Consider the following 24310-nt stretch of genomic DNA (forward strand, 5'->3'; position numbering starts at 1 on the left):
GCGACCTCTCCCGGCGTGAGCGGACGGGCCGCTCCTACCGGACAGGTCGCGACCTGTGCTGCGGCTTCGATGACAGGCTGCGTCAGCGTTCATCCCCTGCGGCGCGCACCGGCACTTCGACGGCGGCGGTCATGCCGCCCGAGAACATCAGCGTCACCTTGGCCGTGCCGCCGGGCTGCCAGCTCTCGGCAGGTTCCATTACCATCACGTGCAGTCCGCCCGGCGCAAAGCTGATGCTGTCGCCATCCTTGAGAGTGATGATGCCGGCATCGCCCATCGACATTGCGCCGCCCTTGTCGATCATCTGGTGGATCATCGCCATCCCGGCGCCTTCAACGTCGACATCGTCGAGCGTTACGGCAGGCGATCCTGCGTAGGACAGATCGAAGTAGAGCGCGGCCGGGTTGCCGCGGACCGGTGCGAGTACAAGCCGCGCGTTGCTGATCGTCGCGCCTTTGGTGGCGGGTGGGGCGGCCTCGACCGCTTTGGGGCTTGGGGCGGGCGTGGTGGCAGGGGCGTCGCAGGCGGCAAGGCCGACCATGCCAAGGGCGGCTACAAGTCCGGAAGTTGCCCGCATTATCAGTTGCACTGAAATTGTCTCCTTGTGGAATGGTCCCGAAAACTAGGGATGCGCGTCCCTTGTGCCAAGCAAAACCGCACCTATATCCGCCCGGTAAACGAGCCGCCAAAGTGCTTTGCCGGGTCCCGGGAAGCCGACGGCAGCGGTGTCCAACAATTGTCCTTATGGATGGGGAAACAATGGGTAAAGTAATCGGTATCGACCTCGGCACCACCAACTCCTGCGTTGCTGTCATGGACGGCGGCAAGCCCAAGGTGATCGAGAATTCGGAAGGCGCGCGCACGACCCCTTCGATCGTGGCCTTCACCAAGGATGGCCAGCGCCTGATCGGCCAGCCGGCCAAGCGTCAGGCGGTCACCAACCCCGACAACACCCTCTTTGCGATCAAGCGCCTGATCGGCCGCCGCTTCGATGATCCGCTGACCAAGAAGGACATGGAGCTGGTCCCCTACAAGATCACCAAGGGCAAGAACGGTGACGCGTGGGTCAATGCCGGCGGCGAAGATTACAGCCCGTCGCAGGTTTCCGCGTTCATCCTTCAGAAGATGAAGGAAACCGCCGAGAGCTATCTCGGTGAAACCGTGACGCAGGCCGTCATCACCGTGCCGGCCTACTTCAACGACGCCCAGCGTCAGGCAACCAAGGATGCAGGGCAAATCGCCGGCCTTGAAGTGCTGCGCATCATCAACGAGCCGACCGCGGCCGCGCTCGCCTACGGGATGGACAAGGACGATGGCAAGACCATCGCCGTCTATGACCTTGGCGGCGGCACCTTCGACGTGTCGATCCTCGAAATCGGCGACGGCGTGTTCGAAGTGAAGTCGACCAACGGCGATACATTCCTCGGGGGTGAAGACTTCGACAACGCGATTGTCGAGTTCCTCGCGGATTCCTTCAAGAAGAAGGAAGCGATGGACCTCAAGACCGACAAGCTTGCGCTCCAGCGCCTGAAGGAAGCGGCTGAGAAGGCCAAGATCGAGCTGTCGAGCGCGGCCTCGACCGAAATCAACCTGCCCTTCATCACCGCGCGTATGGAAGGCGGCAGCACTACCCCGCTGCACCTCGTGGAAACGATCACCCGCGCCGACCTCGAAAAGATGGTCGACGGTCTGATCCAGCGCACGCTCGATCCGTGCAAGAAGGCGCTGGCTGATGCCGGCATCACGAAGGATCAGGTCGACGAAGTGATCCTCGTCGGCGGGATGACCCGCATGCCGCGCGTGCGCGAAGTTGTGGAGCAGTTCTTCGGGGCCAAGCCGCACACCGGCGTGAACCCGGACGAAGTCGTGGCGATGGGCGCTGCCATTCAGGCGGGCGTGCTGCAGGGCGACGTCAAGGACGTGCTGCTGCTCGACGTGACCCCGCTGTCGCTCGGTATCGAGACGCTGGGCGGCGTGTTCACCCGCATGATCGACCGCAACACCACCATTCCGACCAAGAAGACCCAGACTTACTCGACCGCCGAGGACAACCAGAACGCGGTGACGATCAAGGTCTATCAGGGCGAGCGCGAAATGGCGGCGGACAACAAGCTGCTCGGCAATTTCGACCTGATCGGGATCCCGCCCGCACCGCGCGGCGTGCCGCAGATCGAAGTGACCTTCGACATCGACGCCAACGGCATCGTCTCGGTCGCGGCCAAGGACAAGGGCACCGGCAAGGAGCAGACGATCAAGATCCAGGCATCGGGCGGTCTGTCGGATGCCGACATCGACCAGATGGTCAAGGATGCCGAAAAGTTCGCTGAGGAAGACAAGAAGCGCCGGGCGGCCGCGGAAGCGCGCAACCAGGCTGACAGCCTTGTCCACGCGACCGAAAAGCAGCTCGAAGAGCACGGCGCCAAGATCGATGCGGCCACCAAGACCGAGGTCGAGGAAGCCATCGCTGCGGTCAAGACCGCGCTCGAAGGCGGCGATGCCGATGACATCAACGCCAAGGCGCAGGCCCTGACCCAGTCGGCAATGAAGATGGGCCAGCAGATCTACGAAGCCCAGCAGGCCGCCGGCCCCGAGGGTGAAGGTGAAGCTGCCGGTGAAGCTGCGGCCGACGAAGACGTCGTCGATGCCGAATTCTCCGAGGTTGACGAAGACAAGAAGGGCTAAGCCCCGATGCCACCCAGTTCGCCGTCGATGCTCCCGGGCCTACCGTCCGGCGCGTCGGCGGCAACTGGTTACGGGGAATAGGTCGCACCCATGTCCAGCACCCAGATCGATTACTACCAGACCCTCGAAGTCGCGCGCGACGCCGATGGCGCGACGCTCAAGAGCGCCTATCGCAAGCTCGCGATGAAGTTCCACCCGGACCGCAATCCGGGCGATGCCACGTGCGAGGCGAAGTTCAAGGCGATCAACGAGGCCTATGACTGCCTCAAGGACCCGCAGAAGCGCGCGGCCTATGATCGCTACGGGCATCAGGCCTTCACGCAGGGCATGAACGGCGGTGGAGGCGGCGGTCCATTCGGCGGCGGCTTTGGCGGTGGCCGGGGCGACTTCGGCGATATCGGCGATATTTTCGAGACGATCTTCGGCAGCGCGTTCGGCGGCGGGGGCGGACAACGTCAGCAAACCCGGCGCGGGGCCGATCTGCGTTATGACATGCAGGTCAGCCTCGAAGATGCCTTCCACGGCAAGTCGACAGAGATCGAGATCGAGGTCAGCCAGGCCTGCGATACTTGCGAAGGCTCAGGCGCCACGCCGGGCACTTCCGAGCGCACCTGCAACCTGTGCAACGGCATGGGTTCGGTGCGCGCGAAGCAGGGCCTGTTCGTGATCGAACGGCCTTGCCCGACCTGTAGCGGGCGCGGGACCGTAATCGAGAACCCCTGCCGTTCCTGCCGCGGCGAAGGGCGGGTGGATCGTCCGCAGACGCTCAAGGTCGATATTCCCGCAGGCGTCGATACCGGCACCCGCATCCGCCTCCAGGGCAAGGGCGAGGCTGGCCAGCGCGGCGCTCCGCCGGGCGATCTCTACATCTTCCTCCATGTCGAAGCCCATCCGGTGTTCGAACGCGAAGGCACCACGCTCGCCACCCGCGTTCCTGTGAGCTTCACCACGGCAGCGCTCGGCGGCTGCGTGGAGATTCCCGATCTCGACGGGTCGACCAACCGGCTCGACATTCCGGCCGGAATCCAGTCGGGCAAGCAGCTGCGGATCCGTGGTGCGGGTATGCCGGTGCTGCAAGGGCGGGGACGCGGCGATCTGGTTGTCGAGATCGCGGTCGAAACCCCGACCAAGCTGACCAAGAAGCAGCGCGAAATCCTCGAGGAATTCCGCGCGACCGAAACGGGCGACGAATGCCCCGAAAGCCGCAGCTTCTTTGCCAAGCTGAAGGACGCTTTCGGCAGCTGAACAGGCGCGGCTAGCCGAGCCGTTCGTGCACTTCGGCGCGAATGGTATCGAGCAGTCCGCGCTGGCAGCGCCCCGCGATTTCCTCTTCCTCCAGCACCGCGAGGAACACCTCGCGCTTGGTCCGCCTGATCGTTTCGGGCGCGACCGCCACAGGCACTGTCGAGGCCACAAGGTCGATCATCCGTTCCGCCCCGTGCAGCCGTCCCCACAAGTAATCGTTCTCGCGGTAATCACGGCTGAAAAACGCACCGAAATTGTAGAACTCGATCCCGCGCAATGTCGCATCGGTCCCACCTTCACGGATCGATCGCGCGTCGGCGGGCGAGATGCGGTCGATCCTGACGGGGTTGAACTCGTCCAGCCCGTCGCGCCGCGAGAGCGGGAAGGTGGCAACATCGTAGAACGGAAAGCCGAGATAGGTCAGCAGCATCCGCCGCTTGAGCGTCTTGGGCATATCCTCCAGCGCATCGATCAGCATTTCTTCCGCCGCCAGATCGGTTGCGGGCAGGAGCCGTTCGCTGGCAAGGAAATCGAGCACCGCGCCGGGCGATTGAAGCGCACGTGCCGACAATTCCTTGAACTGCGGCGATTGCAGAACGTCCTCGTCGGCGCGGTAATAGCGCGCGAGGATGGTGTAGATCCGGTCGCGTCCACGATCGAGCGCATCCTCGGACACGTCGGCCTCGATCTCCCAGTCGCGTGACAGCTTGCGGGCGAGCAGTTGTAGACGGCGGATGCGAAAGCCTGTGTCATGGGCGCGGAAGAACGCGATTGCGCCGATGTTCGCTCCGCCGTGCAGATCGGTAAGCTGGTCGAGGCCGCGCCTTTCCAACTCGCTGCGGAAAGCGGACGCCAACGGCGCGGGGTCAGCCTGTGCTTGCCCTGCCGCCTTCAATGTCAATTGGGCAAGCTGGCCGAGGATCGCCTCGAACTTGGTGAGCGCGTAGGCTCCGAAGGCATAGCCAGCGCGTTCTGCCGCCGCCTGCTGGGCTTTGGCGCGCCACGCCGCAAGCCGTTTCGGCGTGGGGCGGTCGAGCAGGAAGGTGTAGCCGAACAGCTTGCCGACAGCGCGATCGATGTCGGGTTGCAGCTCAAGGATCAGCCGCTTCACCCTTTCGGCATCGCGCGATTGCTGATCGATGCGTTCCAGATCGTCGCGGATCGGCTGCTCGCGCGGAATCGTGGAGAGCGAGCCAAAGATCGCCCCGAAGAAGCCGACATTCCGGGTCCGTGCGCCCGGCGTCATGCCGCTGTTTTCGGGCCGGGGGTCGAGATAGACAAACCGCCGGTCCACTTCGCGCTGGCCGGGGCGACCGTAGAGCGCCTTGAGCGCAGCACCGAAGGGCGCGTTGACCAGCACCGATCCGTCGATCAGCGCGACCTCGTCGAGTGTGCCGCGCTCCAGATGCGCCGGCATGATGCGCGACAGGAAGGCGCCGCGCGTCGCCCAGTGGTGGCCCGCACGCGCCGCCAACCCATCAATCTCCGCCAGCATCAATGGCGGGAAAGCGCCGGGAAAACTCGCCGTGGCACGCGCTGCCAGCACCAGTTCGAGCGGATCGGCAAGTCCGCCGGCAACGCCCTCTCCCACGCGGGCGCGGAAGCAGATCGGCAGGCGGTGTTCGGTCTCGGCGACCTGGGGTGGGGAATTGAGCCGCAGGGTCTCAGGATGGCCCCAGAAGTCGGTGGCCGTGACCGCCAGATCGACCGGGTAGCCGGGCGGCAAGAGCGGCGCGCCGTCGCCATCGGCGGCCATCTGTTCCAGTGCCTCGAACAGCATCTCGGAAAAGCGCGAGCCGGAGAACGGCGGGCTGAACCAACGGCCGCGTACAAAACGCGAAACCTTGCTGCGAACCTCGGCCCGGGTTTCGGGCGAGACGGTTGCGCTCACTGCGTTGCCGGGGCGGCGCAGGAACCACTCGGCGATCGGCTGCGCCCAGAACTTGGCAAAGCGCCACATCGGCTCGGCATCGGGATCGGTGAGGCGGCTGACATCGGCATTTTCGAGCCAGAGCTTCGTCAACGGCTCAAGGCTGTGGCCCGAATGGACGGCCTGCGCCAGAAACACCGCGTTGATACCGCCGGCGCTCGCCCCCGTTAGAATGTCGGGCAGCACCCGCAGGCGGAGCGCATGATCGCGTTCAATCTGCGCAAGGAAATCGCGATAGATGGCCGCCACCCCGTCAAGCGGCACGCTGGCAGGATGGTGGAACGCACGACTGGCCCGCGCCAGGTGCCACACCTCCTTGGTGATGCCGTGCATGTAGACCGCAAGGCTGACCCCGCCGTAACATACCAGTGCAAGGCGCAATTCCTTCTGGCGCATCGGTTGCCACTATGGCGCAAAGCCGCGGCAATGCAATTGCGTTCGTCTTCTGTTCTCGATATGGCACGCAGCTATGGCAAAAGCAAAGCGGCGTTATGTGTGTCAGGAATGCGGGTCGGTGTCGTACCGCTGGCAGGGGCAATGCGCCGATTGCGGGCAGTGGAACACGCTGATCGAGGATATTCCGGCGACGGTTTTTTCGCAGAAGCATGATCTTTCGAGTGGCGGGCGCGCGGTCGCGTTCGAGCCGCTCAATGCCCCGACACAGCTGCCGGTAAGGAAGTCGACCGGCCTTGCCGAATTCGACCGTGCACTGGGCGGCGGCTTGGTACCGGGAAGCGCCGTGCTGCTGGGCGGAGACCCGGGGATCGGCAAATCGACCTTACTGCTCCAGACCGCAGCAACCATCGCGCGCGGGGGTAATGATGTGGTCTATGTCAGCGGTGAGGAGGCCGCCGGGCAAGTGCGGCTGCGCGCCTCGCGCATGGGGGTGGCCGATGCGCCGATCCGGCTCGCCTCCGAAACCTCGGTGCGCGATATCCTGACGACGTTGGGGCAGGGCGATCCCCCAGCGTTGCTGGTCATCGATTCGATCCAGACGATGCATTCCGACACGATCGAAGGCGCACCCGGAACCGTCAGCCAGGTGCGCGGCTGTGCGCTTGAACTGATCCGTTACGCCAAGGAAAGCGGCTGCGCGCTGGTGCTGGTCGGCCATGTCACCAAGGACGGCACGATCGCGGGGCCGCGTGTGCTCGAACACATGGTCGATGTCGTGATGAGCTTCGAGGGCGAGCGCAGCCATCAGTATCGCATCCTGCGCGCGCTCAAGAACCGCTTCGGTGCGGTGGACGAGATCGGGGTGTTTGCGATGGCCTCCGAAGGGCTGGCGGAAGTCGCCAATCCCTCGCTCTTGTTCCTGTCGGGCCGCGAGGCGCCGCTGGCCGGTAGTGCGGTGTTCCCGGCGCTTGAAGGCACCCGACCGGTGCTGGTCGAGATCCAGGCGCTGATCGTGCGGCTGCAATCGGGTGCAACCCCGCGCCGTGCGGTGGTGGGTTGGGATAGCGGGCGCTTGGCGATGCTGCTCGCGGTGCTCGAATCGCGTTGCGGGCTCAATTTCTCCTCGGCCGAAGTCTATCTCAACATTGCCGGGGGATATCGCCTGACCGATCCGGCGGCCGATCTGGCGGTGGCCGCGGCGCTGGTTTCGGCGCTCGCCGATCGCCCCCTGCCCGACAAGGCGGCATGGTTTGGCGAGGTTAGTCTGGCGGGGGAAATCCGCCCCGTTGCCCACGCCCCGCTCCGCTTGAAAGAGGCAGCCAAGCTGGGGTTTGACCGCTGCTATGGCCCGGCAGGGGCGGCCGAGGCGGCACCGGGCACGCGGTATCGCGGGCTAGAGGCGCTTGCAAACCTCGTTGACCAGGTGATGGGCAGCGCATAATCCTGCCTCCCATGGCTGGTCTCGACATCATCGTTCTCATCATCGTCGGCGTGGCGGCTGTCGGCGGTTTCATGCGCGGTCTCGTGCAGGAGGTGCTGTCGCTGGCTTCATGGGTGGTGGCGGCGCTCGCGCTGCATTTTCTCCACCCGAACCTGACCGAGGCGCTGGGCTTCGTCTATCGCGGCGGCATGGTGACGGCGACCTTTGCTTTCGTGTTGCTGCTGCTCGTTCCCTATGCGGCAATGAAGCTGATTGCGGGCAATATCAGCGAAGCATCGGATGGCGCGATCCTCGGGCCGATCGACCGTGTGCTCGGCTTCGGCTTCGGCGGGATCAAGGGCGCACTGATTGCGGTCTTCGCATTCTCGCTGATGGCCATCGGGTTTGACGATACGTGGGGCTACAAGGGCCGTCCGGAGTGGATCACAACCGCGCGCACCTATGCCGCAGCCGATGCCTTTTCGAGCAAGCTGATCCCGATGATCGCGGTCCGGCGTGAACAGCTGCGCACCGAATCCGAAGCGCAGGAGGCTGCCGCCGCACGGGCGGCGAGCTGACAGCCCATGCCCGCTGCTTCTTCGGCGAAGCTCTATTCGCCGGCCTTGCTCAGCCTTGCGACCGAGCTGGCGCAATATCCGCTCGCAGATGACCTCCCGCTTACCGCTGAAGCACGTTCGCGCAGCTGTGGCAGTGTCATCGCCTTGGGGCTGGCCCTTTCCGAACGGGGGAATGTCGCACGGGTCGGCATGCAGGTGAGCGCCTGCGCGATCGGGCAGGCCTCTGCTGCCTTGCTCGCCCGCGCTGCAATCGGCTGCGACGCGGGGCGGATTGCCGATACGGCTGCGGGGCTGGCAGCGTGGCTGGAAGGCGAGGGCGATCTGCCCGACTGGCCGGGGCTAAACGCACTGCTTCCGGCGCGCGCGCATCCGGGCCGGCATGGCGCGCTGCTCTTGCCGTGGACTGCGGCATGCTCGGCGCTTTCAAGCGGCGTGCAGGCGGGCTAGGGACACAAGAGATGCGCCGCTCGCCAGATGAAGCGGGCGCGACAAGGGGATAGAGCAACATGGCAGAAGCGCAGGCGCTTGCGGACCGCGAGCCGAGCGAGAAGGAAATCCGGTTGGTGATCGGCGCATCAAGCGCGGGCACGATCTTCGAATGGTACGATTTCTTCATCTACGGCACGCTCGCCTACATCCTCAAGGATGCGTTCTACGCCACCGATAACGAAACGCTGGGCCTGCTGCTGGTATGGTCGACCTTCGCGGTGGGCTTCGCCTTCCGCCCGATCGGCGCTGTGCTGTTCGGTTTTCTGGGCGACAAGCTCGGGCGCAAGTACACCTTCCTTGTCACTGTGACGCTGATGGGGATCGCCACCGCCGGGGTCGGTCTGATCCCGACTGTCGACACCATCGGCATGGCAGCGCCGATCATCGTCATTCTGCTCCGCGTGCTCCAGGGGCTGGCACTCGGCGGCGAGTATGGCGGCGCGGCGATCTATGTTGCCGAACACGCACCGCCCGAAAAGCGCGGCTTCTACACCGGCTTTATCCAGGCGAGCGTGGCGGGCGGTTTCGTGCTGTCGATCCTCGTTGTGCTGGCCTGCCGCTTCCTGATCCCGGCCGATGCCTTCGAGGCGTGGGGCTGGCGCGTGCCGTTCCTGCTTTCGGTGCTGCTCCTGGCGATCTCGCTGTGGATGCGCCTGAAACTGTCGGAAAGCCCGGTGTTCCAGGCGATGAAGGCCGCGGGCGAAACCGCGGGCAATCCGTTTGTTGAAAGCTTCACCTATCCCGGCAATCTCAAGCGCATCTTTGTCGCGCTGTTCGGGATTTCGGGGATCCTCACGACGATCTGGTACACCGCGTTCTTCTCTTCGATGAGCTTCCTGCGCGGGCCGATGAATGTCGATGACCAGATCGTTGAGCTGGTGCTGCTGGTGTCGGGCATCATCATCATGGGCCTCTATGTCATGGTCGGCAAATGGTCTGACCGGATCGGGCGCAAGAAGCCAATCATGATCGGCTCGCTGCTGACGTTGGTGCTGCTGTTTCCGCTATTCTGGGTGATGGGCAACTTCGCCAACCCCGGCATCGCCGCCGCCGCCGAGCGTTCGCCAATCGTGGTGAGCGGGCAGGAATGCCGCACTGACCCCTTTGCCGAGCTGTTCAAGCGCGACCAGACCGATTGCGGCAAGGTGCTCGAAACGCTCACCGCATCGGGCGTGCCTTACACGATCGCCCCTGGCGAAACACTGGGCCTGACGGCAGGGGGCAAGCCGGTGGCAATCGACCCGGCCTGGCTTGCCGATGGGGCGGCGCGCAAGGCCGGCCTCCACGCAGCACTCGGCGAGTTCGGTTTCGATTTCGCCAAGCAGCGCCCCTCGCTGCCGAACCTGCTCGGAATCGTGGCCGCCTTGCTCGGCCTCGGCATTCTGACCGCGCTGACCTATGGCTCGGTTGCGGCACTGCTGTGCGAGATGTTCCCGCCGCGTATCCGCTACTCCTCGATGTCGATCCCCTATCACATCGGCGCGGGCTATCTCGGCGGGTTCCTGCCGCTGATCGCCGGTGTGATCGTGGCGCGCACCGGGGATATCTATGCGGGGCTGTGGTATACGTGGGGCATTGTCGCCTTCGGCTTGGTGGTCGCGTGGTGGGGCCTGCCCGGCGGTCCGCCCAAGGACTTTGCCGATTGATGTCTGCCCCGCCGGCCAGCCTGCGATTGTCCATCGACGCCGATGCGCTTGCCGCCAACTGGCGCGCGCTCGACGCGATGTCGGGTAAGGCTCGCGCGGCGGCGGCGGTGAAGGCCGATTGCTATGGACTCGGCGTCGATAATTGTGTGCCGGTGCTGCGCGATGCGGGTTGCGACACCTTCTTCGTCGCGCATTGGGGCGAAGCTGCGGCGGTCTTACGCCACGTAGCGCCCGAACAGGTTGCTGTGCTCCACGGACCGATCACCAATGCCGATTGCGCCTATGCCCGCGCGAGCGGCGCGGTTCCGGTGATCAATTCGCTTGAACAGGCGGCCCGCTGGACGGCGAGCGGCGGTGGGCGGTGCCACCTGATGGTCGATACCGGGATCAACCGGCTCGGCATTGCCGCGAGCGAGGCGGGCGATCCGCGCATTGCTGCCCTCGATATCGATATCCTGATGAGCCACCTCGCCAGCGCGGACGAGGATGTGCCCACGAACCCTCGCCAGCTTGCTGCCTTGCGCGCGGTTGCTCCGGTGATCGCGCACCGGCGCTTGAGCCTTGCGAATAGCGCGGGGATTGCGCTCGGGGCGGAGTACGCGCTCGATCTCACCCGACCGGGCCTCGCGCTCTATGGCGGCGTGCCGCGCGCCGAACTGGCCGGGGTGATCAAACCGGTCGGCAAGGTGTCTGCCGCGATCATCCAGACCCGCACCCTCGCGGCGGGTGACGGCGTAGGTTACAATGCTGCCTTCGTGGCGCCCGCACCGATGAAGGTTGGTACGGTCTCGATGGGCTATGCCGACGGCTTCCTGCGCTGCCGCGGGCCGGGCAATGCCTTCAGCCACCAGGGCCGCGCGCTCCCCATCCTCGGCAAGGTGTCGATGGACATGATTGTCGTCGATCTCACTGCCGCGCCTGATTTGGGTGAGGGGGATTGGATCGACGTGCCGTGGGACATTGCCGATGCTGCGCAGCAAAGTGCTGTTTCACCTTATGAAATGATCACCACCATCGGGCCGCGCCTGCGCCGAAGCTAAGCCTTCGCTGGCGCGATATTGCATTGCAGCTTGTGCAGGTGCTAAGAGCTAAGTCAGGGATCAGCTGACAGGTAACACACAACATGGCGGGTAGAGCAAAAGCAGCATCGGGCGAACCGGGCGACGCAATCATTATCAAGAAATACGCCAACCGGCGGCTCTACAACACCGCTTCATCAAGCTACATCACGCTCGAAGATCTCGCCAAGATGGTGCGCGAGAATGTCGAGTTTCAGGTGCTCGACGCCAAGACCGGCGACGATATCACCCATTCGATCCTGACCCAGATCATCATGGACGAAGAAGCCAATGGCGGGCAGCAGATGCTCCCCGTCAGCTTCCTTCGCCAGCTGATCGGGATGTATGGCAATTCGATGCAGGCGTTGATGCCGTCCTATCTCGAAGCGAGCATGGCGAACTTCCGCGAGAACCAGACGAAGATCCGCGAACTGTTCGAAAAGGGCATTTCGGCAACCCCGCTGGCCGCCATCCATGAAACCAACATGGCGGTGATGCGTGCCGCCGCGGGCGCATTCATGCCCGCCATGGCCAAGCCCAAGAGCAAGCCTGCCGCACCCGCAACCGACAGCAAGGATGAAATCGCCGCGCTGCGCGAGCAGATGGCGGCGATGCAAAAGAAGCTGGACGAACTCGGCAAATAGCCCGAAGGGCGCGGCCCGCGACTACGCGTAACCCGAACCAGAGAGTCTAATCCGTGTCCCAGATCCGCCACGCGCTCGACGTGAAGCGCGAAGACGATTTCGCCAAGTGGTACCAGGAAGTCATCAGCGCCGCCGACCTCGCCGAGGAATCGGGCGTGCGCGGCTGCATGGTGATCAAGCCGTGGGGCTATGGCATCTGGGAACGCATCCAGCGCTTGATGGATGACCGGATCAAGGCAGCGGGCGTGCAGAACTGCTACTTTCCGCTGTTCATTCCGCTCGCCAACTTCACCCGTGAGGCGGAGCACGTCGAAGGCTTTGCCAAGGAAATGGCGGTCGTCACGCACCATCGGCTGATTTCGGATGGCAAGGGCGGGTTGATCCCCGATCCCGAAGCCAAGCTCGAAGAACCGCTCGTGGTGCGCCCGACCTCGGAAACGATCATCGGCGATGCCATGGCGCGCTGGGTGCAGAGCTGGCGCGATCTGCCGCTGCTCACCAACCAGTGGGCTAACGTCGTGCGTTGGGAAATGCGCACGCGGATGTTCCTGCGGACCAGCGAATTCCTCTGGCAGGAAGGCCATACCGCGCACGAAAATCGCGAGGATGCGCTGGCGGAAACCCACCGCGCGCTCGAGATGTATCGCGCCTGCGCCGAGGATGACCTGGCGCTGCCCGTGATCGCGGGCGAAAAGCCCGAAAACGAGCGCTTCCCCGGTGCGGTCGAGACCTGGTCGATCGAGGCGATGATGCAGGACGGCAAGGCGCTGCAGGCCGGCACCTCGCACTACCTCGGCACCAACTTCGCCCATGCGGCGGGCATCCAGTATCAGGACCGCGAAGGTGGCCAGCAATATTGCCACACGACCAGCTGGGGTGTGTCAACGCGTCTGATCGGCGGCGTGATCATGACCCACGGCGATGACGACGGACTGCGCGTGCCGCCCGCGATTGCCCCGCACCAGATCGTCATCATCCCGATGCTGCGCGATGCGCCCGAGGATGCAGATCTTCTCGCTTATTGCGATACCGTGCGCGCCGCGCTCGCCAGCCAGATCGCGCTGGGTGAAAAGGTGCGCGTGCTGCTTGATACCAAGCCCGGCAAGGCCGCGGCTAAGCGCTGGGACTGGGTGCGCAAGGGCGCGCCCGTCATCATCGAGGTCGGCCCGCGCGATATGGCCGAAGGCAAGATCGCCGTCCTTCGCCGTGACCGGCTGTGGAACACCGCCAACGGCAAGCCCGCCTTCAGCTATCCGGCCTATGCCGAGTTTGTGAACGGAGCGGGCGCGCTGCTCGAAACGATCCAGTCAACACTCTACGAAGAGGCCCGCGCTCGCCGTGATGCCAACATCACCCGCGGGGTGAGCGATTGGCAGGCCGTGGTCGACCACTTCGAGAAGGGCGGCAAGTATCCGGGCTGGGTCGAGGTCGAGTGGGCCAAGCCGACCGGCGGTGCACTCGAAGCCGTGGTCGAAAAGCTGAAGGCGGTGAAGCTCACCATCCGCAACGTGCCGCGCGGCAGCGATGCGGCGAGCTGCACCTGCATCTTCACCGGCGAACCGGCCAGCGAACGGATCCTTATCGCCCGCGCTTACTAGGCTTGCGCGCAAGGGGCGAGGAGGGCAGACAGGGCACATGCTCAAACACCTCGCTCTCCTTGCCGCACTCGCGGCTGCTCCGCTCGCTGCCCAGAACCACCCGGCCGAACAGGTCTCCGAAAAGCGCCTCAAGGGCGACGTCGAAAAGCTCGTCAGCTTCGGCACGCGGCACACGCTGTCATCGCAGGATGATCCCAAGCGCGGGATCGGCGCGGCGGTAAACTGGGGCTTGGACGAGTTCCGCCGGATCGGCGCGAAGTGCGGCGGGTGCCTTGAGGTGCTGCCCGTGGGAGAGGTCATTCCGGTCGATGGCCGCCGCATTCCCACCGCCACGCTCGTCCGCAACGCCGTTGCGATCCAGCGCGGCAGCGAACGACCCAACGAAGTCGTGATCGTTCAGGGCCACATCGACAGCCGCGTGTCCGATCCGCTCGATTTCACCAGCGATGCGCCGGGCGCGAATGACGATGCTTCGGGGACTGCATTGGTGCTCGAAGCCGCGCGGGTGTTGTCGGGCAGCAAGTATCCCACCACGATCATCTACGCGCTGCTCTCGGGCGAGGAACAGGGCCTTTACGGCGGCCGCATCCTTGCCGATTGGGCGGCGGCGCAGGGCTACACCGTCAAGGCGGTGCTCAATAACGACATCGTCGGCAATTCCTGCGGCAAGGACGGCTATTGCGAGCCCAAGGTGGTGCGCGTCTTCTCCGAAGGCCCGCGTGCTGACCTGACAGAGGTGCTGCGCGCTGCGGCGACGCGGTTCGGCGGCGAGAACGATACGCCTTCGCGAAACCTTTCGCGCTGGGTGGCGGGGCTGGCCGAGAAGCACCCGGGCGAAATGCAGGTTCGCCAGATCTGGCGCACCGACCGCATGGGACGCGGCGGCGATCAGGTGCCGTTCCTGCAAAAGGGCTTTCCCGCGATCCGCTTCACCGTCGGGGTCGAGGATTACGATCACCAGCACCAGGACATCCGCACCGACAATGGTGTGTTCTATGGCGATACGATCGACGAGATGGACTTCGCCTACCTCGCCGGGGTCACCAAGCTGAATGTGCGCGCGCTCGATGCACTGGCGCGGGCACCGATGCCGCCGGCGCTTGCCGCCGATGCGGCCGTGAGGGTCGATACGGGACTTAAGTGGCGTTCGGTACCCGGAGCGGACAGCTATCTTATCGTTGCGCGGCGGACAGACGAAACGTTCTGGCGTTCGGCTACCCGGGGCGACAGCGAAGCCGTGTTCGAGCCGATCCCCGTTCCCAATGCCTCACCCGCTGGCGTCGATTTCGACCTTGCGGCCCCGCTGCGCGGCGACGACTGGATGTTCGGCGTTACGGCCTGTGCGGGCGACTATTGCTCGCCGGTCTCAAGCGCGGTTCCGGGCGGCGCGTTTGCGCCGGTGGGGAAGGAATAGCCCTCACCTCCGTTCGGGCTGAGTCTGTCGAAGCGCTCCTTTTCTTTGCTTCGACGGCAGAAAGTGAAGTGCAGCCCTTCGACAAGTTCAGGGCGAACGGGTAGGGGATAGCTCATGCCCAAGCCCCCCAAACTCCCCCAAGGGATGCCGACGCGCCAGCAGGTGCTCGACTTCATCCAGTCCTCCGACATTCCCGCGGGCAAGCGCGAGATCGCCAAGGCCTTCGGGCTGAAGGGGCAGGAAAAGATCAAGCTCAAGGCCCTGCTCAAAGACATGGCCGAGGAGGGGTTGATCGACGGTTCGAAAAGCGCCTTTCACCGCATGGGCGGGGTGCCGAAGGTGACGACGCTCAGGATCGTCGATGTGGACGAGGGCGATCTGATTGCCGAGCCCGACAATTGGGATCCCGAAGCCCCCGGCAAGCCACCCCGTCTGGTCATCCGCGAGCCGAAAATGCCCAGAGGTGCTAAATCTGCCAAGCGCCCGCCGGCGCTGCGGCGCGGTGACCGCGTGCTCGCCCGCACCGAGGAGACCGAGCGGGGCCTCATCGCCCATGTGATGAAGAAACTGCCCTCGCGAACCGAAGGGCTGATGGGCATCGTCGAGATCGACAAGACCGGCAAGGCCTGGCTCGCGCCGGTCGACAAGCGCGTGCGCCAGTCCACTCCCATCGCCGATCGCGGCGAGGCCGAAGAAGGCCAGCTGGTGATTGCCGAACGCGTGGGCCGTTCGGAACGCGCAGGGGTGAAGGTGGTGGAGGTGGTGGGCGATCCGCTCGCCCCGCGTAGCTTCAGCCTCATCGCGATTGCCAAGCACGGCATCCCGCACATCTTCCCCGAAGAGGTGCTGGAGGAAGCCCCGCGTGCGGCCAAGCTCAAGCTTTCGGAAAAGGCGCGCGAAGACCTCAGGCACCTGCCGATTGTCGCGATCGACCCGGCTGACGCGCGCGACCATGACGATGCGATCTGGGCCGAGCCCGACGGGCAGGGCGGCTTCAACGCGGTGGTCGCGATTGCCGATGTGTCCTTCTACGTCCGCCCCGGCTCGGCGCTCGACCGCGAGGCGAGGAAACGCGGCAATTCGGTCTATTTCCCTGACCGCGTCGTGCCGATGCTGCCCGAGGTGCTCTCGGCCGATGTCTGCTCTTTGAAGGAAGGCGAGGACCGCGCGGCGATGGCGTGTCACCTGCACATCAGCGCAGAGGGCAAGGTCACCAGCTTCCGCTTCACCCGCGCACTGGTTCGGATCGCGCACAACATCGCTTACGAGGATGCGCAGAAGGCCGTGGACGATGGCAACCCGCCCGCGTTTCTCGCCAACCTTTGGGCCGCGTGGAAGGCGCTCGCCGCCGCACGCCATGCCCGCGATCCGCTCGAGCTTGAACTCCCCGAGCGCCGCGTGGTGCTCGACGAGCAGGGACGCATCGCCTCGATCGCGATCCGCGAACGGCTCGATGCCCACCGCGTGGTCGAGGATTTCATGATCGCCGCCAACGTCGCTGCGGCCAAGGCACTAGAAGCCAAGACTGCGCCGGTCGTCTATCGCATTCACGAACCGCCGAGCCGCGAGAAGCTGATCGCGCTGCGCGATTATCTCGCGACGATGGGCAAGAAGCTGGCGCTGGGGCAGGTCGTCACTCCCGGCCTGTTCAACCGGATGCTCAAGGACATCAGCGACGAGGCCGAAAAAGCGTTGGTGATGGAAGCGGTGCTCCGGAGCCAGACGCAGGCCTATTACGGGCCTGCCAATGCCGGGCATTTCGGGCTGAGCCTCGGGTCTTACGCGCACTTCACCTCGCCGATCCGCCGCTATTCCGATCTTCTGGTGCACCGCGCGCTGGTCGATGCCTACAAGCTGGAGCAGCCCGCCCCACCGGGTTCGATCCCCGCGACCAGCGGCCTTTCGGACCGCGACCGCGCCTCGCTCCAGCAGGTCTCAGACGCGATCAGCCAGACCGAGCGCCGCGCGATGGAAGCCGAGCGCGATACCATCGACCGCTATGTCGCGGCATGGCTGTCGGCGCGGGTGGGCGAGGTGTTCGATACCCGCATCACCGGGGTGCAGGCCTTCGGCTTTTTCGCCACCATCGTCGGGCTCGGCGGGGATGGGCTGGTGCCGATCTCGACGCTGGGCGGCGAATACTTCCGCCATGATGAAGCCGCGCAGGCGCTGGTCGGTTCGCACAGCGGGACGACCTATGCCAGCGGCGACAGGCTGAAGCTCAAGCTCGCCGAAGCCAATCCGCTAACCGGCGCGCTCAAATTCGTGTTGCCGGATGCGGATATGGGCCGCATCGAAACACGCGGCGCAAGGCCGCAAGAACGGCGCAAGGGGCCGGGTGGGCCTCCGAAAACGGCCGGCAAGTTCATGGTGGGCAAGCGCGGTCGTCCGGGCAATATCCGCCATCAGGGACGCAAGAAGTAGCGGCTCAAGCCTGGTGGTCGCTTGCGGCCTCATCGTAATCGAACGGGATGACGTAGAGCGGGCAGGGGAGTGTTCCCGCTGCGGCCGAGAAATGGGTCACCAGCGGGCCCGGCGCGCCGCCCTTGGCAGCGCCCAGCACCAGCGCGGCGACTTCACTGTGCTCGGCAAGGAAATCGGTCACGATCTTCTGGCCCTGACCGATCTTGACCGAGATGGTCGGCATGATCCCGCTTTCGGCAAGCAGGTTACCGGCAACGCCATGCGCGAGCATCTCGGCCCGGTCGCGGGCTTCGGCCTCGATGGTCGCTTGCACCGCGCCAAAGGCCGAGAAGTTCTGCTGCGGCACCAGCGCCAGCAGATGCACCGCACCGCCCACTGCAACTGCGCGCCGCGCAGCATAGCGCAGGGCGGCCGTAGCCTCCTCGCTCTCGTCGATAATGACCAGAAAAGTGCGCATATGTGTCAGCCCCGTTGGGGGCGAGGATATCAATGCATTCGTATGGATTGGCAAGCCCCGGCACTCAACCGCCATTCTGGGCCTTGCCCGACGCTAGGGAATTGGCCAGAGAACCCCCAGAGGATCGAACACGGGAGTTTCTGCGGATCATGGCCTTGGACATCAGGATGCCGGCGTTGTCGCCCACCATGGAAGAAGGCACGCTCGCAAAGTGGCTGGTGAAAGTCGGGGATACGGTATCCTCGGGCGACGTGATGGCTGAAATCGAAACCGACAAGGCGACGATGGAATTCGAGGCGGTCGATGAAGGCGTGATCGCCGAAATCCTGATCGAAGCCGGGACCGAGGGCGTGAAGGTTGGCGCGGTGATCGCGCGGCTTGCAATCGAAGGCGAAGAGGCGGCTCCGGCGCCTGCCACACCTGCTCCGGCACCGGCGGCAGCCGAAGATGGCCCCGCTGCGACCCCGACCGCGCGCAAGCTCGCCGAACAGAACGGGATTGCGCTGGGCAGCATCACCGGAACCGGCCCCAAGGGGAAGATCACCAAGGAAGACGTCGAGGCCGCGATTGCGGCAGGCGGCGGCGCGGCCACGCCTGCTCCTGCGGCTGCACCTGCAGCGGCACCAGCGCCCGCTCCGGTGGCGACGTCGGGCGAGCGCATTATTGCCTCGCCGCTCGCCAAACGGATCGCGGCGGACAAGGGCATCGATCTCGCTCTGGTCAAGGGCACCGGCCCCAATGGCCGGATCGTCAAGGAAGACGTCGAAAGCTTCACCCCCGGTGCGGCGGCAAGTGCTGCACCCGCTGCTGCTGCCCCGGCAGCCCCGGCACCGGCCGCGCAGCCCGCGCCAGTCGCAGTGCCGACCCTCGGCGGCGATCTCGATGCGCCTTACGAGGTGCAGAAGCTCAACAACGTCCGCAAGGTCATTGCCCGCCGCCTGACCGAAGCCAAACAGACTATCCCGCACATTTACCTCACCGTCGACGTGCGCCTCGATCCACTGCTCAAGCTGCGCGGCGAACTGAACAAGAGTCTCGAGGCGGACGGGGTCAAGCTGTCCGTCAATGATCTGCTGATCAAGGCGCTGGCCCGCGCGCTCCAGCGCGTACCCAAGTGCAATGTCAGCTTCCAGGGCGATGCTCTGTTCGAGTATTCGCGGCAGGATATTTCGGTCGCCGTGGCAGCACCTTCGGGCCTGATCACTCCGGTGATCCGCGATGCGGGCCGCAAGGGTCTGGCGCAGATCAGCACCGAAATGAAGGAGCTCGCCAACAAGGCGCGCGATGGCAAGCTGATGCCGCACGAATATCAGGGCGGCACCGCCTCGCTCTCGAACCTCGGGATGTTCGGCACCAAGCAGTTCGACGCGGTGATCAACCCGCCACAGGCGATGATCCTCGCGATCGGCGCGGGTGAGCAGCGCCCCTATGTGGTCGACGGCGCGCTGTCGGTCGCCACGGTGATGAGCGCCACCGGCAGCTTCGATCACCGCGCAATCGACGGGGCTGACGGCGCGCAGCTGATGCAGGCGTTCCAGCAGCTGGTCGAGAACCCGATGGGGCTGGTGGTTTAATCCCATGCCCGCGGGCGAACTGACGATCAGGGCCACCGCGATGCCCGCCGATACCAACCCCTATGGCGGGGTGTTCGGCGGGTGGCTGATGGCGCAGATGGCGCTTGGCGCGGGCAGCCTTGCGAGCCGCGTGGGGCAAAGCAAGGCGGTGGTCGTTTCCGCCACGGACTTCGCCTTTCCGGGCGCAATGGCGGTGGGGGACGAGCTTTCCGTCTATTGTGACGTGATCGCTACCGGCACCACCTCGCTCACCATCGCGGCCGAAGCGATTGCGCGCGAACGGAACGGCGAGGCGACCATCACGGTGGCACGCGGCACCTTCAAATTTGTTCTGATCGGCGAGGATGGCCGCCCGCGGGCGGTTCAAGGGATCAAGTAACTGACATCGAATGACGGGATCAAATGATGGCTACTGAATATGACGTGATCGTGCTCGGCTCCGGCCCCGGCGGCTATGTCGCGGCGATCCGCTGCGCGCAGCTCGGGCTCAAGACCGCGATTGTCGAGCGCGAGAACCTTGGTGGCATCTGCCTCAACTGGGGCTGCATCCCGACCAAGGCGATGCTGCGTTCGGCCGAGATATTCCATTACATGCAGCACGCAGGCGATTACGGCCTCGTCGCCAAGGGGATCGAGGCGGACCTCGCGGCCATCGTCAAGCGTAGCCGGGGCGTGGCCAAGCAGCTCAACCAGGGCGTCACGCACCTGATGAAGAAGAACAAGATCGCGGTGCACATGGGGCAGGGCACGCTGACCGGGCCCACCAGTCTGACCGTGAAGGGCGAAAAGGGCGAAGAGCAGCTCACCGCCAAACACATCATCGTCGCCACCGGTGCCCGCGCGCGCGACCTGCCCTTTGCTCCGGCAGACGGCAAGCGCGTGTGGACCTATCGCCACGCCATGACCCCGGCGGAACTCCCGGCCAAGCTGCTGGTAATCGGCTCCGGCGCCATCGGCATCGAGTTCGCGAGCTTCTACAATGACCTCGGCAGCGAAGTGACCGTGGTCGAAATGCTCGACCGGATCGTGCCGGTCGAGGACGAGGAGGTTTCGGCCTTCCTCGAAAAATCGCTCAAGAAGCAGGGCATCACCATCATGACCGGCGCCGGGGTCGAGGCGATCAAGGTGACCGACAAGGGCATTACCGCGACCATCAAGGACAAGAGCGGCAAGGCTGCGAGCAGCGAATTCACCCATGTGATCGTCGCCATCGGCATCGTGCCCAACACCGAGAACATCGGGCTCGAAGGGCTGGCCGATATGGATCGCGGCTTTATCCAGATCGATCCCTATGGCCGCACCAAGTCCAAGGGGCTGTGGGCGATCGGCGACTGTACTCCAGGTCCGTGGCTGGCGCACAAGGCGAGCCATGAGGGTGTTACTGCCGCCGAAGCCATCGCCAAGGAGCTGGGCAACAAGGATGTTCACCCGCACCCCTTGAACCGCAGCAACATTCCGGGCTGCACCTATTGCCACCCGCAGATCGCCTCCGTCGGCTTGACCGAAGCCAAGGCCAAGCAGGCCGGTTACGCGGTCAAGGTCGGCAACTTCCCCTTCATCGGCAACGGCAAGGCGATCGCGCTGGGCGAGGCGGAAGGATTCATCAAGACGGTGTTCGACGCCAAGACCGGCGAACTGCTCGGGGCGCACATGGTCGGCGCGGAAGTGACCGAGCTGATCCAGGGCTACACCGTCGGCAAGACGCTCGAGACCACCGAGGCCGAGCTGATGCAGACCGTCTTCCCGCACCCGACCTTGAGCGAGATGATGCACGAAAGCGTGCTCTCCGCCTACGGCCGCGCGCTGCACTTCTGAGGGGCAATCGATGACGCAAGGCCCGACTGAAACGCTGAAGGGTGAGGACTGGGCGGGCGAAATGGGAGAGCGCTGGCTCGCCAGTCTTGACCAGTTCGAAGGGATGATTGCCCCGATCGGCAATGCGCTCTTGGAGCGGGTGGGCTATCAGCCGGGCGAACGAGTGCTCGATCTGGGCTGCGGCGGCGGCGCGACGACACTGGCGATCGCCGAGGCAGTGGGGCCGGACGGTGCGGCGCTTGGTCTAGATATTGCGCCAATGCTGATCGCGCGAGCTCAGGCCCGTGCAGCAGCGGCGGGCAGCAACGCGCGCTTCGTCTGCGCGGACGCGGCGACCGCCACGCTGGACGAGGCGCCGTTCGACCGGCTGTTTTCGCGCTTCGGATCGATGTTCTTTCCCGAACCGGTTCCGGCCTTCGCCAACCTCAAGGCGATGCTGAAGCCTGGCGCGCGGATTGATCTGGCAGTTTGGGCGCACCCGCGCGACAATCATTGGATGATGGAAGTGATGGGCGTGGTGCGCCGCCACGTCGAAATCCCGCCCGCCATTCCGCGTGCGCCCGGCCCGTTTGCCTTCGAGGATCTCACCTATCTCGAAGAGGTTCTGGCTGGTGCGGGCTTCTGCGATATGGAGGTTGCGCCTTACGCGGGCGTGCCGCCTGTGGGCGGACCAGGCGCAACCCCGCTGGAGGCAACCGATTTCGTGCTCGCCTCGATGGCCGTCGGGCAGGTGCTGAAGCAGCAGGGGCCACAGGTTCGCGATGCGGCCCGCACCGATCTGCTCGCCATGTTTAAACGTCACTATCGCCCCGAGGAAGGCGTGATGCTCGCCTGCAAAGCATGGCTGGTGACGGCACGGACGTGATCTGTTAGGCTCCCTCCGCACTCGGGGGCGTGATCATGCTGGATTTGGAAGTCGAGTTTCCCAAGCCATGCGACGAGCGATGGGAGGCCATGGCCCCGCGCGGATGCAACCGGCACTGCGCCTCTTGCGACAAGATCATCCATGATCTTTCAGCGCTGACCTTGGAAGAAGCGGAGCGACTGCTGGATGGCGAAGATGAGGTATGTGTCAGGGCTCAGATTGCGGGCGACGGAACGATCGCGCTCAGGTCGTCCGGCAAAACTACCGCGCGACGCATGATCGCCGTCGCGGGCGCCTCACTCGCGCTTGCCACGGCAGCATGTCAGACCACACCCGATAGCGCGGCGCCGCGCTACCAAATCACCGGCAAGTTTGCCTACAAGGGCTGGTATTACGATGCCGAACTGGTCTCGGCCGACGGGCGATCCTGGCCCAAGCGCCGCGAAGCGGGCACCGGGCGCTTCATCTTCTATGATCTGCCGCCGGGGAACTACACACTCAGCACCATCGACACCTGCGGCGAACGGGTCGATGTCGAGACCTTCACGATCACCAACGCGTCGCTCGAGGCGAAAAAAACCTATCCGGAATCAGGCTGCATCATCGTCGGCGCGATGGTGAAGGTTGAGCGGCCCGAGCGGGCATAGGTAAAGTGGCGGACAGGGTGGGATTGGCCTGCGCTACGCTCCGGCCGCCCTCCACCGCTACGCGGCTCCGGGTCGAACAAGGGCTCGTCCACCTCACCGCATTCCGCCATCTTCGCCGGCCTTTAGCCCAGCAAAACTGGCGGACAGGGTGGGATTCGAACCCACGGTAGGCTTGCACCTACGGCGGTTTTCAAGACCGCTGCCTTAAACCACTCGGCCACCTGTCCTATGCCGCCACCGGCTAGCGCCGAACGGCGGTATTGTCACCACCCTTCACGTTCTGTCCGATGCGAAGGGGAGAACGGCGGTTCGGTTGTTGGGGATTCAGGCAAGGTATGACATCCCTGCACTGATGATTCCCCGTGTTCGCTCCATGGCTGTACTCTTGCTTGCGGCGGTTGCCATGCTTGGCGCGCCGCCTACTCCGGTTCCCGCGAGCGCGCAGGCGGTGAGCCGCGATGGGCTGCCCTTTGATGCCTATCTCGAACTGCTCAAGGCACGTGCGCGGGCCGAGGGGGTGAGCGAGGATACCATCGCCCGCATGACCGCCGGACTAACCCCCAACGACCGCGTCATCCGCCTCGATCAGAACCAGCCCGGCACCGCAACCTCGCGCGGCTACCCGCCGATGTCGGGCTATATCGGCACCCATGTCGATGCCGCGCGGATCGGCGGCGGCCGTGCGGTCTACAGCGCCAACCGCGATATCCTCGCCCGGATCGAACGCCAATACGGGGTGCCAGGGCCAATCATCGTCGCGATCTTCGGGCACGAAACCAGCTACGGCCAGGTGAAGGGCGACTTCGATCTCGCGCGCAGCCTTGCGACGCTGGCGTGGGAAGGCCGTCGGCGCGAGCTGTTTGCAGGCGAGTTCGTCGCGCTAATGAAGATTGCTGACAAGGGCTATGATCGCTCGCAGCTAGTCGGGAGCTATGCCGGAGCGATGGGCAATCCGCAATTTCTCCCGAGCGTCTACCTGCGGCTGGCACGCGATGGTGACGGCGATGGCCGGGCGGATATCTTCGGCAACCGGGCGGATACTTTCGCCTCCATCGCCAATTATTTCCGCGATGCCGGATGGCGCAGCGCCGAACCATGGGGTGTGAGAGCAAGCGTTCCGGCAGCGTTTGACATCACCGCCTATCGCACCAAGCTCGTCTCGCCGGTCTGTCCGCGGGTACACGAACGGCTGAGCCGCTGGATGACCGTTGCGGAGTGGCGCGCGCAAGGGGTGGCGGCGCAGCGGGGCCTCCCCGACGACACGATGGTCTCGCTGTTCCAGCCCGACGGGCCGGGCACGCCCGCGTGGCTGCTCACCGGCAATTACCGCGTCATCCTCGAATATAATTGCTCAAGCTACTACGCGATGAGCGTGGGCCTGCTGGCTGACGAAATCGTGAACTGAGGCCGGTGCGCGCCTCGCCAAGA

At 64.8% G+C, this 24310-nt stretch carries 20 protein-coding genes and 1 tRNA gene; 17 read left to right on the forward strand and 4 right to left on the reverse strand.

From position 1 onward, the window contains the following. Positions 1-82: 82 nt before the first annotated feature. On the reverse strand, positions 83-541 hold the full coding sequence (locus BG023_RS09520; protein ID WP_190315749.1) for a copper chaperone PCu(A)C: 459 nt from the start codon (positions 539-541) through the stop codon (positions 83-85). A 218-nt stretch (positions 542-759) separates the two neighbouring features. Between BG023_RS09520 and dnaK the strand changes: the two genes are divergently transcribed. Together dnaK and dnaJ are read left to right on the forward strand one after the other, a co-directional pair. Continuing rightward, entirely contained in the window at positions 760-2682 is a 1923-nt protein-coding gene (dnaK, locus tag BG023_RS09525) for a molecular chaperone DnaK (protein WP_069310235.1), read from the forward strand. A 90-nt stretch (positions 2683-2772) separates the two neighbouring features. Next, positions 2773-3927, forward strand: coding sequence for a molecular chaperone DnaJ (gene dnaJ / locus BG023_RS09530; protein ID WP_069310236.1), 1155 nt, complete (start codon positions 2773-2775; stop codon positions 3925-3927). A 10-nt stretch (positions 3928-3937) separates the two neighbouring features. On the opposite strand, the gene BG023_RS09535 is transcribed toward dnaJ, so the two are convergent. After that, positions 3938-6253 (reverse strand): patatin-like protein, encoded by a 2316-nt coding sequence (locus BG023_RS09535; protein WP_069310237.1) that lies wholly within the window; start codon positions 6251-6253, stop codon positions 3938-3940. Between the two features lie 73 nt (positions 6254-6326). Here BG023_RS09535 and radA point away from each other — a divergent pair, with 73 nt between their 5' ends. The 9 genes from radA to rnr all read left to right on the forward strand — a co-directional run bounded on the left by radA (position 6327) and on the right by rnr (position 17524). Beyond that, positions 6327-7694, forward strand: a complete 1368-nt coding sequence (radA, locus tag BG023_RS09540; RefSeq protein ID WP_069310238.1) for a DNA repair protein RadA — start codon at positions 6327-6329, stop codon at positions 7692-7694. 11 nt (positions 7695-7705) lie between these two features. Then, positions 7706-8251: a CvpA family protein gene (locus BG023_RS09545; protein ID WP_069310239.1), complete on the forward strand. Its 546-nt coding sequence runs from the start codon at positions 7706-7708 to the stop codon at positions 8249-8251. 6 nt (positions 8252-8257) lie between these two features. Then, on the forward strand, positions 8258-8698 hold the full coding sequence (locus tag BG023_RS09550; RefSeq protein ID WP_069310240.1) for an iron-sulfur cluster assembly scaffold protein: 441 nt from the start codon (positions 8258-8260) through the stop codon (positions 8696-8698). Positions 8699-8757: 59 nt separating this feature from the next. Continuing rightward, positions 8758-10386 (forward strand): MFS transporter, encoded by a 1629-nt coding sequence (locus BG023_RS09555; protein WP_069310241.1) that lies wholly within the window; start codon positions 8758-8760, stop codon positions 10384-10386. Next, complete coding sequence (gene alr / locus BG023_RS09560) at positions 10386-11426, forward strand: alanine racemase (RefSeq protein ID WP_069310242.1); 1041 nt, start codon at positions 10386-10388, stop codon at positions 11424-11426. Before BG023_RS09555 ends, alr begins: the two co-directional genes overlap by 1 nt. An 83-nt stretch (positions 11427-11509) precedes the next feature. Further along, positions 11510-12088 carry a polyhydroxyalkanoate synthesis repressor PhaR gene (gene phaR / locus BG023_RS09565; protein WP_069310243.1) on the forward strand — a complete coding sequence of 193 codons (579 nt, stop codon included), beginning with the start codon at positions 11510-11512 and terminating at the stop codon, positions 12086-12088. Positions 12089-12141: 53 nt separating this feature from the next. Beyond that, positions 12142-13686 carry a proline--tRNA ligase gene (gene proS, locus BG023_RS09570; protein WP_069310244.1) on the forward strand — a complete coding sequence of 515 codons (1545 nt, stop codon included), beginning with the start codon at positions 12142-12144 and terminating at the stop codon, positions 13684-13686. A 37-nt stretch (positions 13687-13723) separates the two neighbouring features. Next, entirely contained in the window at positions 13724-15100 is a 1377-nt protein-coding gene (locus BG023_RS09575) for a M20/M25/M40 family metallo-hydrolase (protein WP_069310245.1), read from the forward strand. Positions 15101-15214: 114 nt separating this feature from the next. Then, positions 15215-17524: a ribonuclease R gene (gene rnr, locus BG023_RS09580; protein ID WP_069310246.1), complete on the forward strand. Its 2310-nt coding sequence runs from the start codon at positions 15215-15217 to the stop codon at positions 17522-17524. A gap of 4 nt (positions 17525-17528) precedes the next feature. Here rnr and BG023_RS09585 read toward each other — a convergent pair whose 3' ends face one another. Further along, positions 17529-17981, reverse strand: coding sequence for a universal stress protein (locus BG023_RS09585; RefSeq protein WP_069310247.1), 453 nt, complete (start codon positions 17979-17981; stop codon positions 17529-17531). 149 nt (positions 17982-18130) lie between these two features. Here BG023_RS09585 and BG023_RS09590 point away from each other — a divergent pair, with 149 nt between their 5' ends. The 5 genes from BG023_RS09590 to BG023_RS09610 are packed head-to-tail and all read left to right on the forward strand — an operon-like array spanning position 18131 to position 22882. Then, a complete protein-coding gene (locus BG023_RS09590) occupies positions 18131-19555 on the forward strand; it encodes a 2-oxo acid dehydrogenase subunit E2 (protein WP_069310248.1) in 1425 nt (474 codons plus the stop codon). Between the two features lie 4 nt (positions 19556-19559). Beyond that, positions 19560-19934 carry an acyl-CoA thioesterase gene (locus tag BG023_RS09595; RefSeq protein ID WP_069310249.1) on the forward strand — a complete coding sequence of 125 codons (375 nt, stop codon included), beginning with the start codon at positions 19560-19562 and terminating at the stop codon, positions 19932-19934. Positions 19935-19960: 26 nt separating this feature from the next. Further along, on the forward strand, positions 19961-21370 hold the full coding sequence (gene lpdA / locus BG023_RS09600) for a dihydrolipoyl dehydrogenase (protein ID WP_069311247.1): 1410 nt from the start codon (positions 19961-19963) through the stop codon (positions 21368-21370). Positions 21371-21380: 10 nt separating this feature from the next. Then, the gene (locus BG023_RS09605; protein ID WP_069310250.1) at positions 21381-22235 is read left to right on the forward strand and encodes a class I SAM-dependent methyltransferase; all 855 of its coding nucleotides are present in this window, start codon (positions 21381-21383) and stop codon (positions 22233-22235) included. Positions 22236-22270: 35 nt separating this feature from the next. Beyond that, entirely contained in the window at positions 22271-22882 is a 612-nt protein-coding gene (locus tag BG023_RS09610; protein ID WP_150122848.1) for a hypothetical protein, read from the forward strand. A gap of 137 nt (positions 22883-23019) precedes the next feature. Here BG023_RS09610 and BG023_RS09615 read toward each other — a convergent pair. After that, positions 23020-23109 (reverse strand) — tRNA-Ser (locus BG023_RS09615). Positions 23110-23255: 146 nt separating this feature from the next. Between BG023_RS09615 and BG023_RS09620 the strand changes: the two genes are divergently transcribed. After that, positions 23256-24287, forward strand: coding sequence for a lytic murein transglycosylase (locus tag BG023_RS09620; RefSeq protein WP_069310252.1), 1032 nt, complete (start codon positions 23256-23258; stop codon positions 24285-24287). Positions 24288-24310 lie beyond the last annotated feature (23 nt).

Origin of the sequence: Porphyrobacter sp. LM 6 (assembly GCF_001720465.1) — a bacterium.
GTDB lineage: Bacteria > Pseudomonadota > Alphaproteobacteria > Sphingomonadales > Sphingomonadaceae > Erythrobacter.

Excerpts from the sequence above, each read along its gene's own strand:
- BG023_RS09605 (WP_069310250.1), top strand. The coding sequence starts at position 21,381 with ATGACGCAAGGCCCGACTGAAACGCTGAAGGGTGAGGACTGGGCGGGC.
- dnaJ (WP_069310236.1), top strand. The coding sequence starts at position 2,773 with ATGTCCAGCACCCAGATCGATTACTACCAGACCCTCGAAGTCGCGCGC.
- BG023_RS09575 (WP_069310245.1), top strand. The coding sequence starts at position 13,724 with ATGCTCAAACACCTCGCTCTCCTTGCCGCACTCGCGGCTGCTCCGCTC.
- BG023_RS09545 (WP_069310239.1), top strand. The coding sequence starts at position 7,706 with ATGGCTGGTCTCGACATCATCGTTCTCATCATCGTCGGCGTGGCGGCT.
- BG023_RS09620 (WP_069310252.1), top strand. The coding sequence starts at position 23,256 with ATGGCTGTACTCTTGCTTGCGGCGGTTGCCATGCTTGGCGCGCCGCCT.
- radA (WP_069310238.1), top strand. The coding sequence starts at position 6,327 with ATGGCAAAAGCAAAGCGGCGTTATGTGTGTCAGGAATGCGGGTCGGTG.
- BG023_RS09595 (WP_069310249.1), top strand. The coding sequence starts at position 19,560 with ATGCCCGCGGGCGAACTGACGATCAGGGCCACCGCGATGCCCGCCGAT.
- phaR (WP_069310243.1), top strand. The coding sequence starts at position 11,510 with ATGGCGGGTAGAGCAAAAGCAGCATCGGGCGAACCGGGCGACGCAATC.
- BG023_RS09555 (WP_069310241.1), top strand. The coding sequence starts at position 8,758 with ATGGCAGAAGCGCAGGCGCTTGCGGACCGCGAGCCGAGCGAGAAGGAA.
- BG023_RS09550 (WP_069310240.1), top strand. The coding sequence starts at position 8,258 with ATGCCCGCTGCTTCTTCGGCGAAGCTCTATTCGCCGGCCTTGCTCAGC.
- BG023_RS09520 (WP_190315749.1), bottom strand. The coding sequence starts at position 541 with ATGGTCGGCCTTGCCGCCTGCGACGCCCCTGCCACCACGCCCGCCCCA.
- alr (WP_069310242.1), top strand. The coding sequence starts at position 10,386 with ATGTCTGCCCCGCCGGCCAGCCTGCGATTGTCCATCGACGCCGATGCG.
- BG023_RS09610 (WP_150122848.1), top strand. The coding sequence starts at position 22,271 with ATGCTGGATTTGGAAGTCGAGTTTCCCAAGCCATGCGACGAGCGATGG.
- BG023_RS09535 (WP_069310237.1), bottom strand. The coding sequence starts at position 6,253 with ATGCGCCAGAAGGAATTGCGCCTTGCACTGGTATGTTACGGCGGGGTC.
- rnr (WP_069310246.1), top strand. The coding sequence starts at position 15,215 with ATGCCCAAGCCCCCCAAACTCCCCCAAGGGATGCCGACGCGCCAGCAG.
- BG023_RS09585 (WP_069310247.1), bottom strand. The coding sequence starts at position 17,981 with ATGCGCACTTTTCTGGTCATTATCGACGAGAGCGAGGAGGCTACGGCC.
- BG023_RS09590 (WP_069310248.1), top strand. The coding sequence starts at position 18,131 with ATGGCCTTGGACATCAGGATGCCGGCGTTGTCGCCCACCATGGAAGAA.
- lpdA (WP_069311247.1), top strand. The coding sequence starts at position 19,961 with ATGGCTACTGAATATGACGTGATCGTGCTCGGCTCCGGCCCCGGCGGC.
- dnaK (WP_069310235.1), top strand. The coding sequence starts at position 760 with ATGGGTAAAGTAATCGGTATCGACCTCGGCACCACCAACTCCTGCGTT.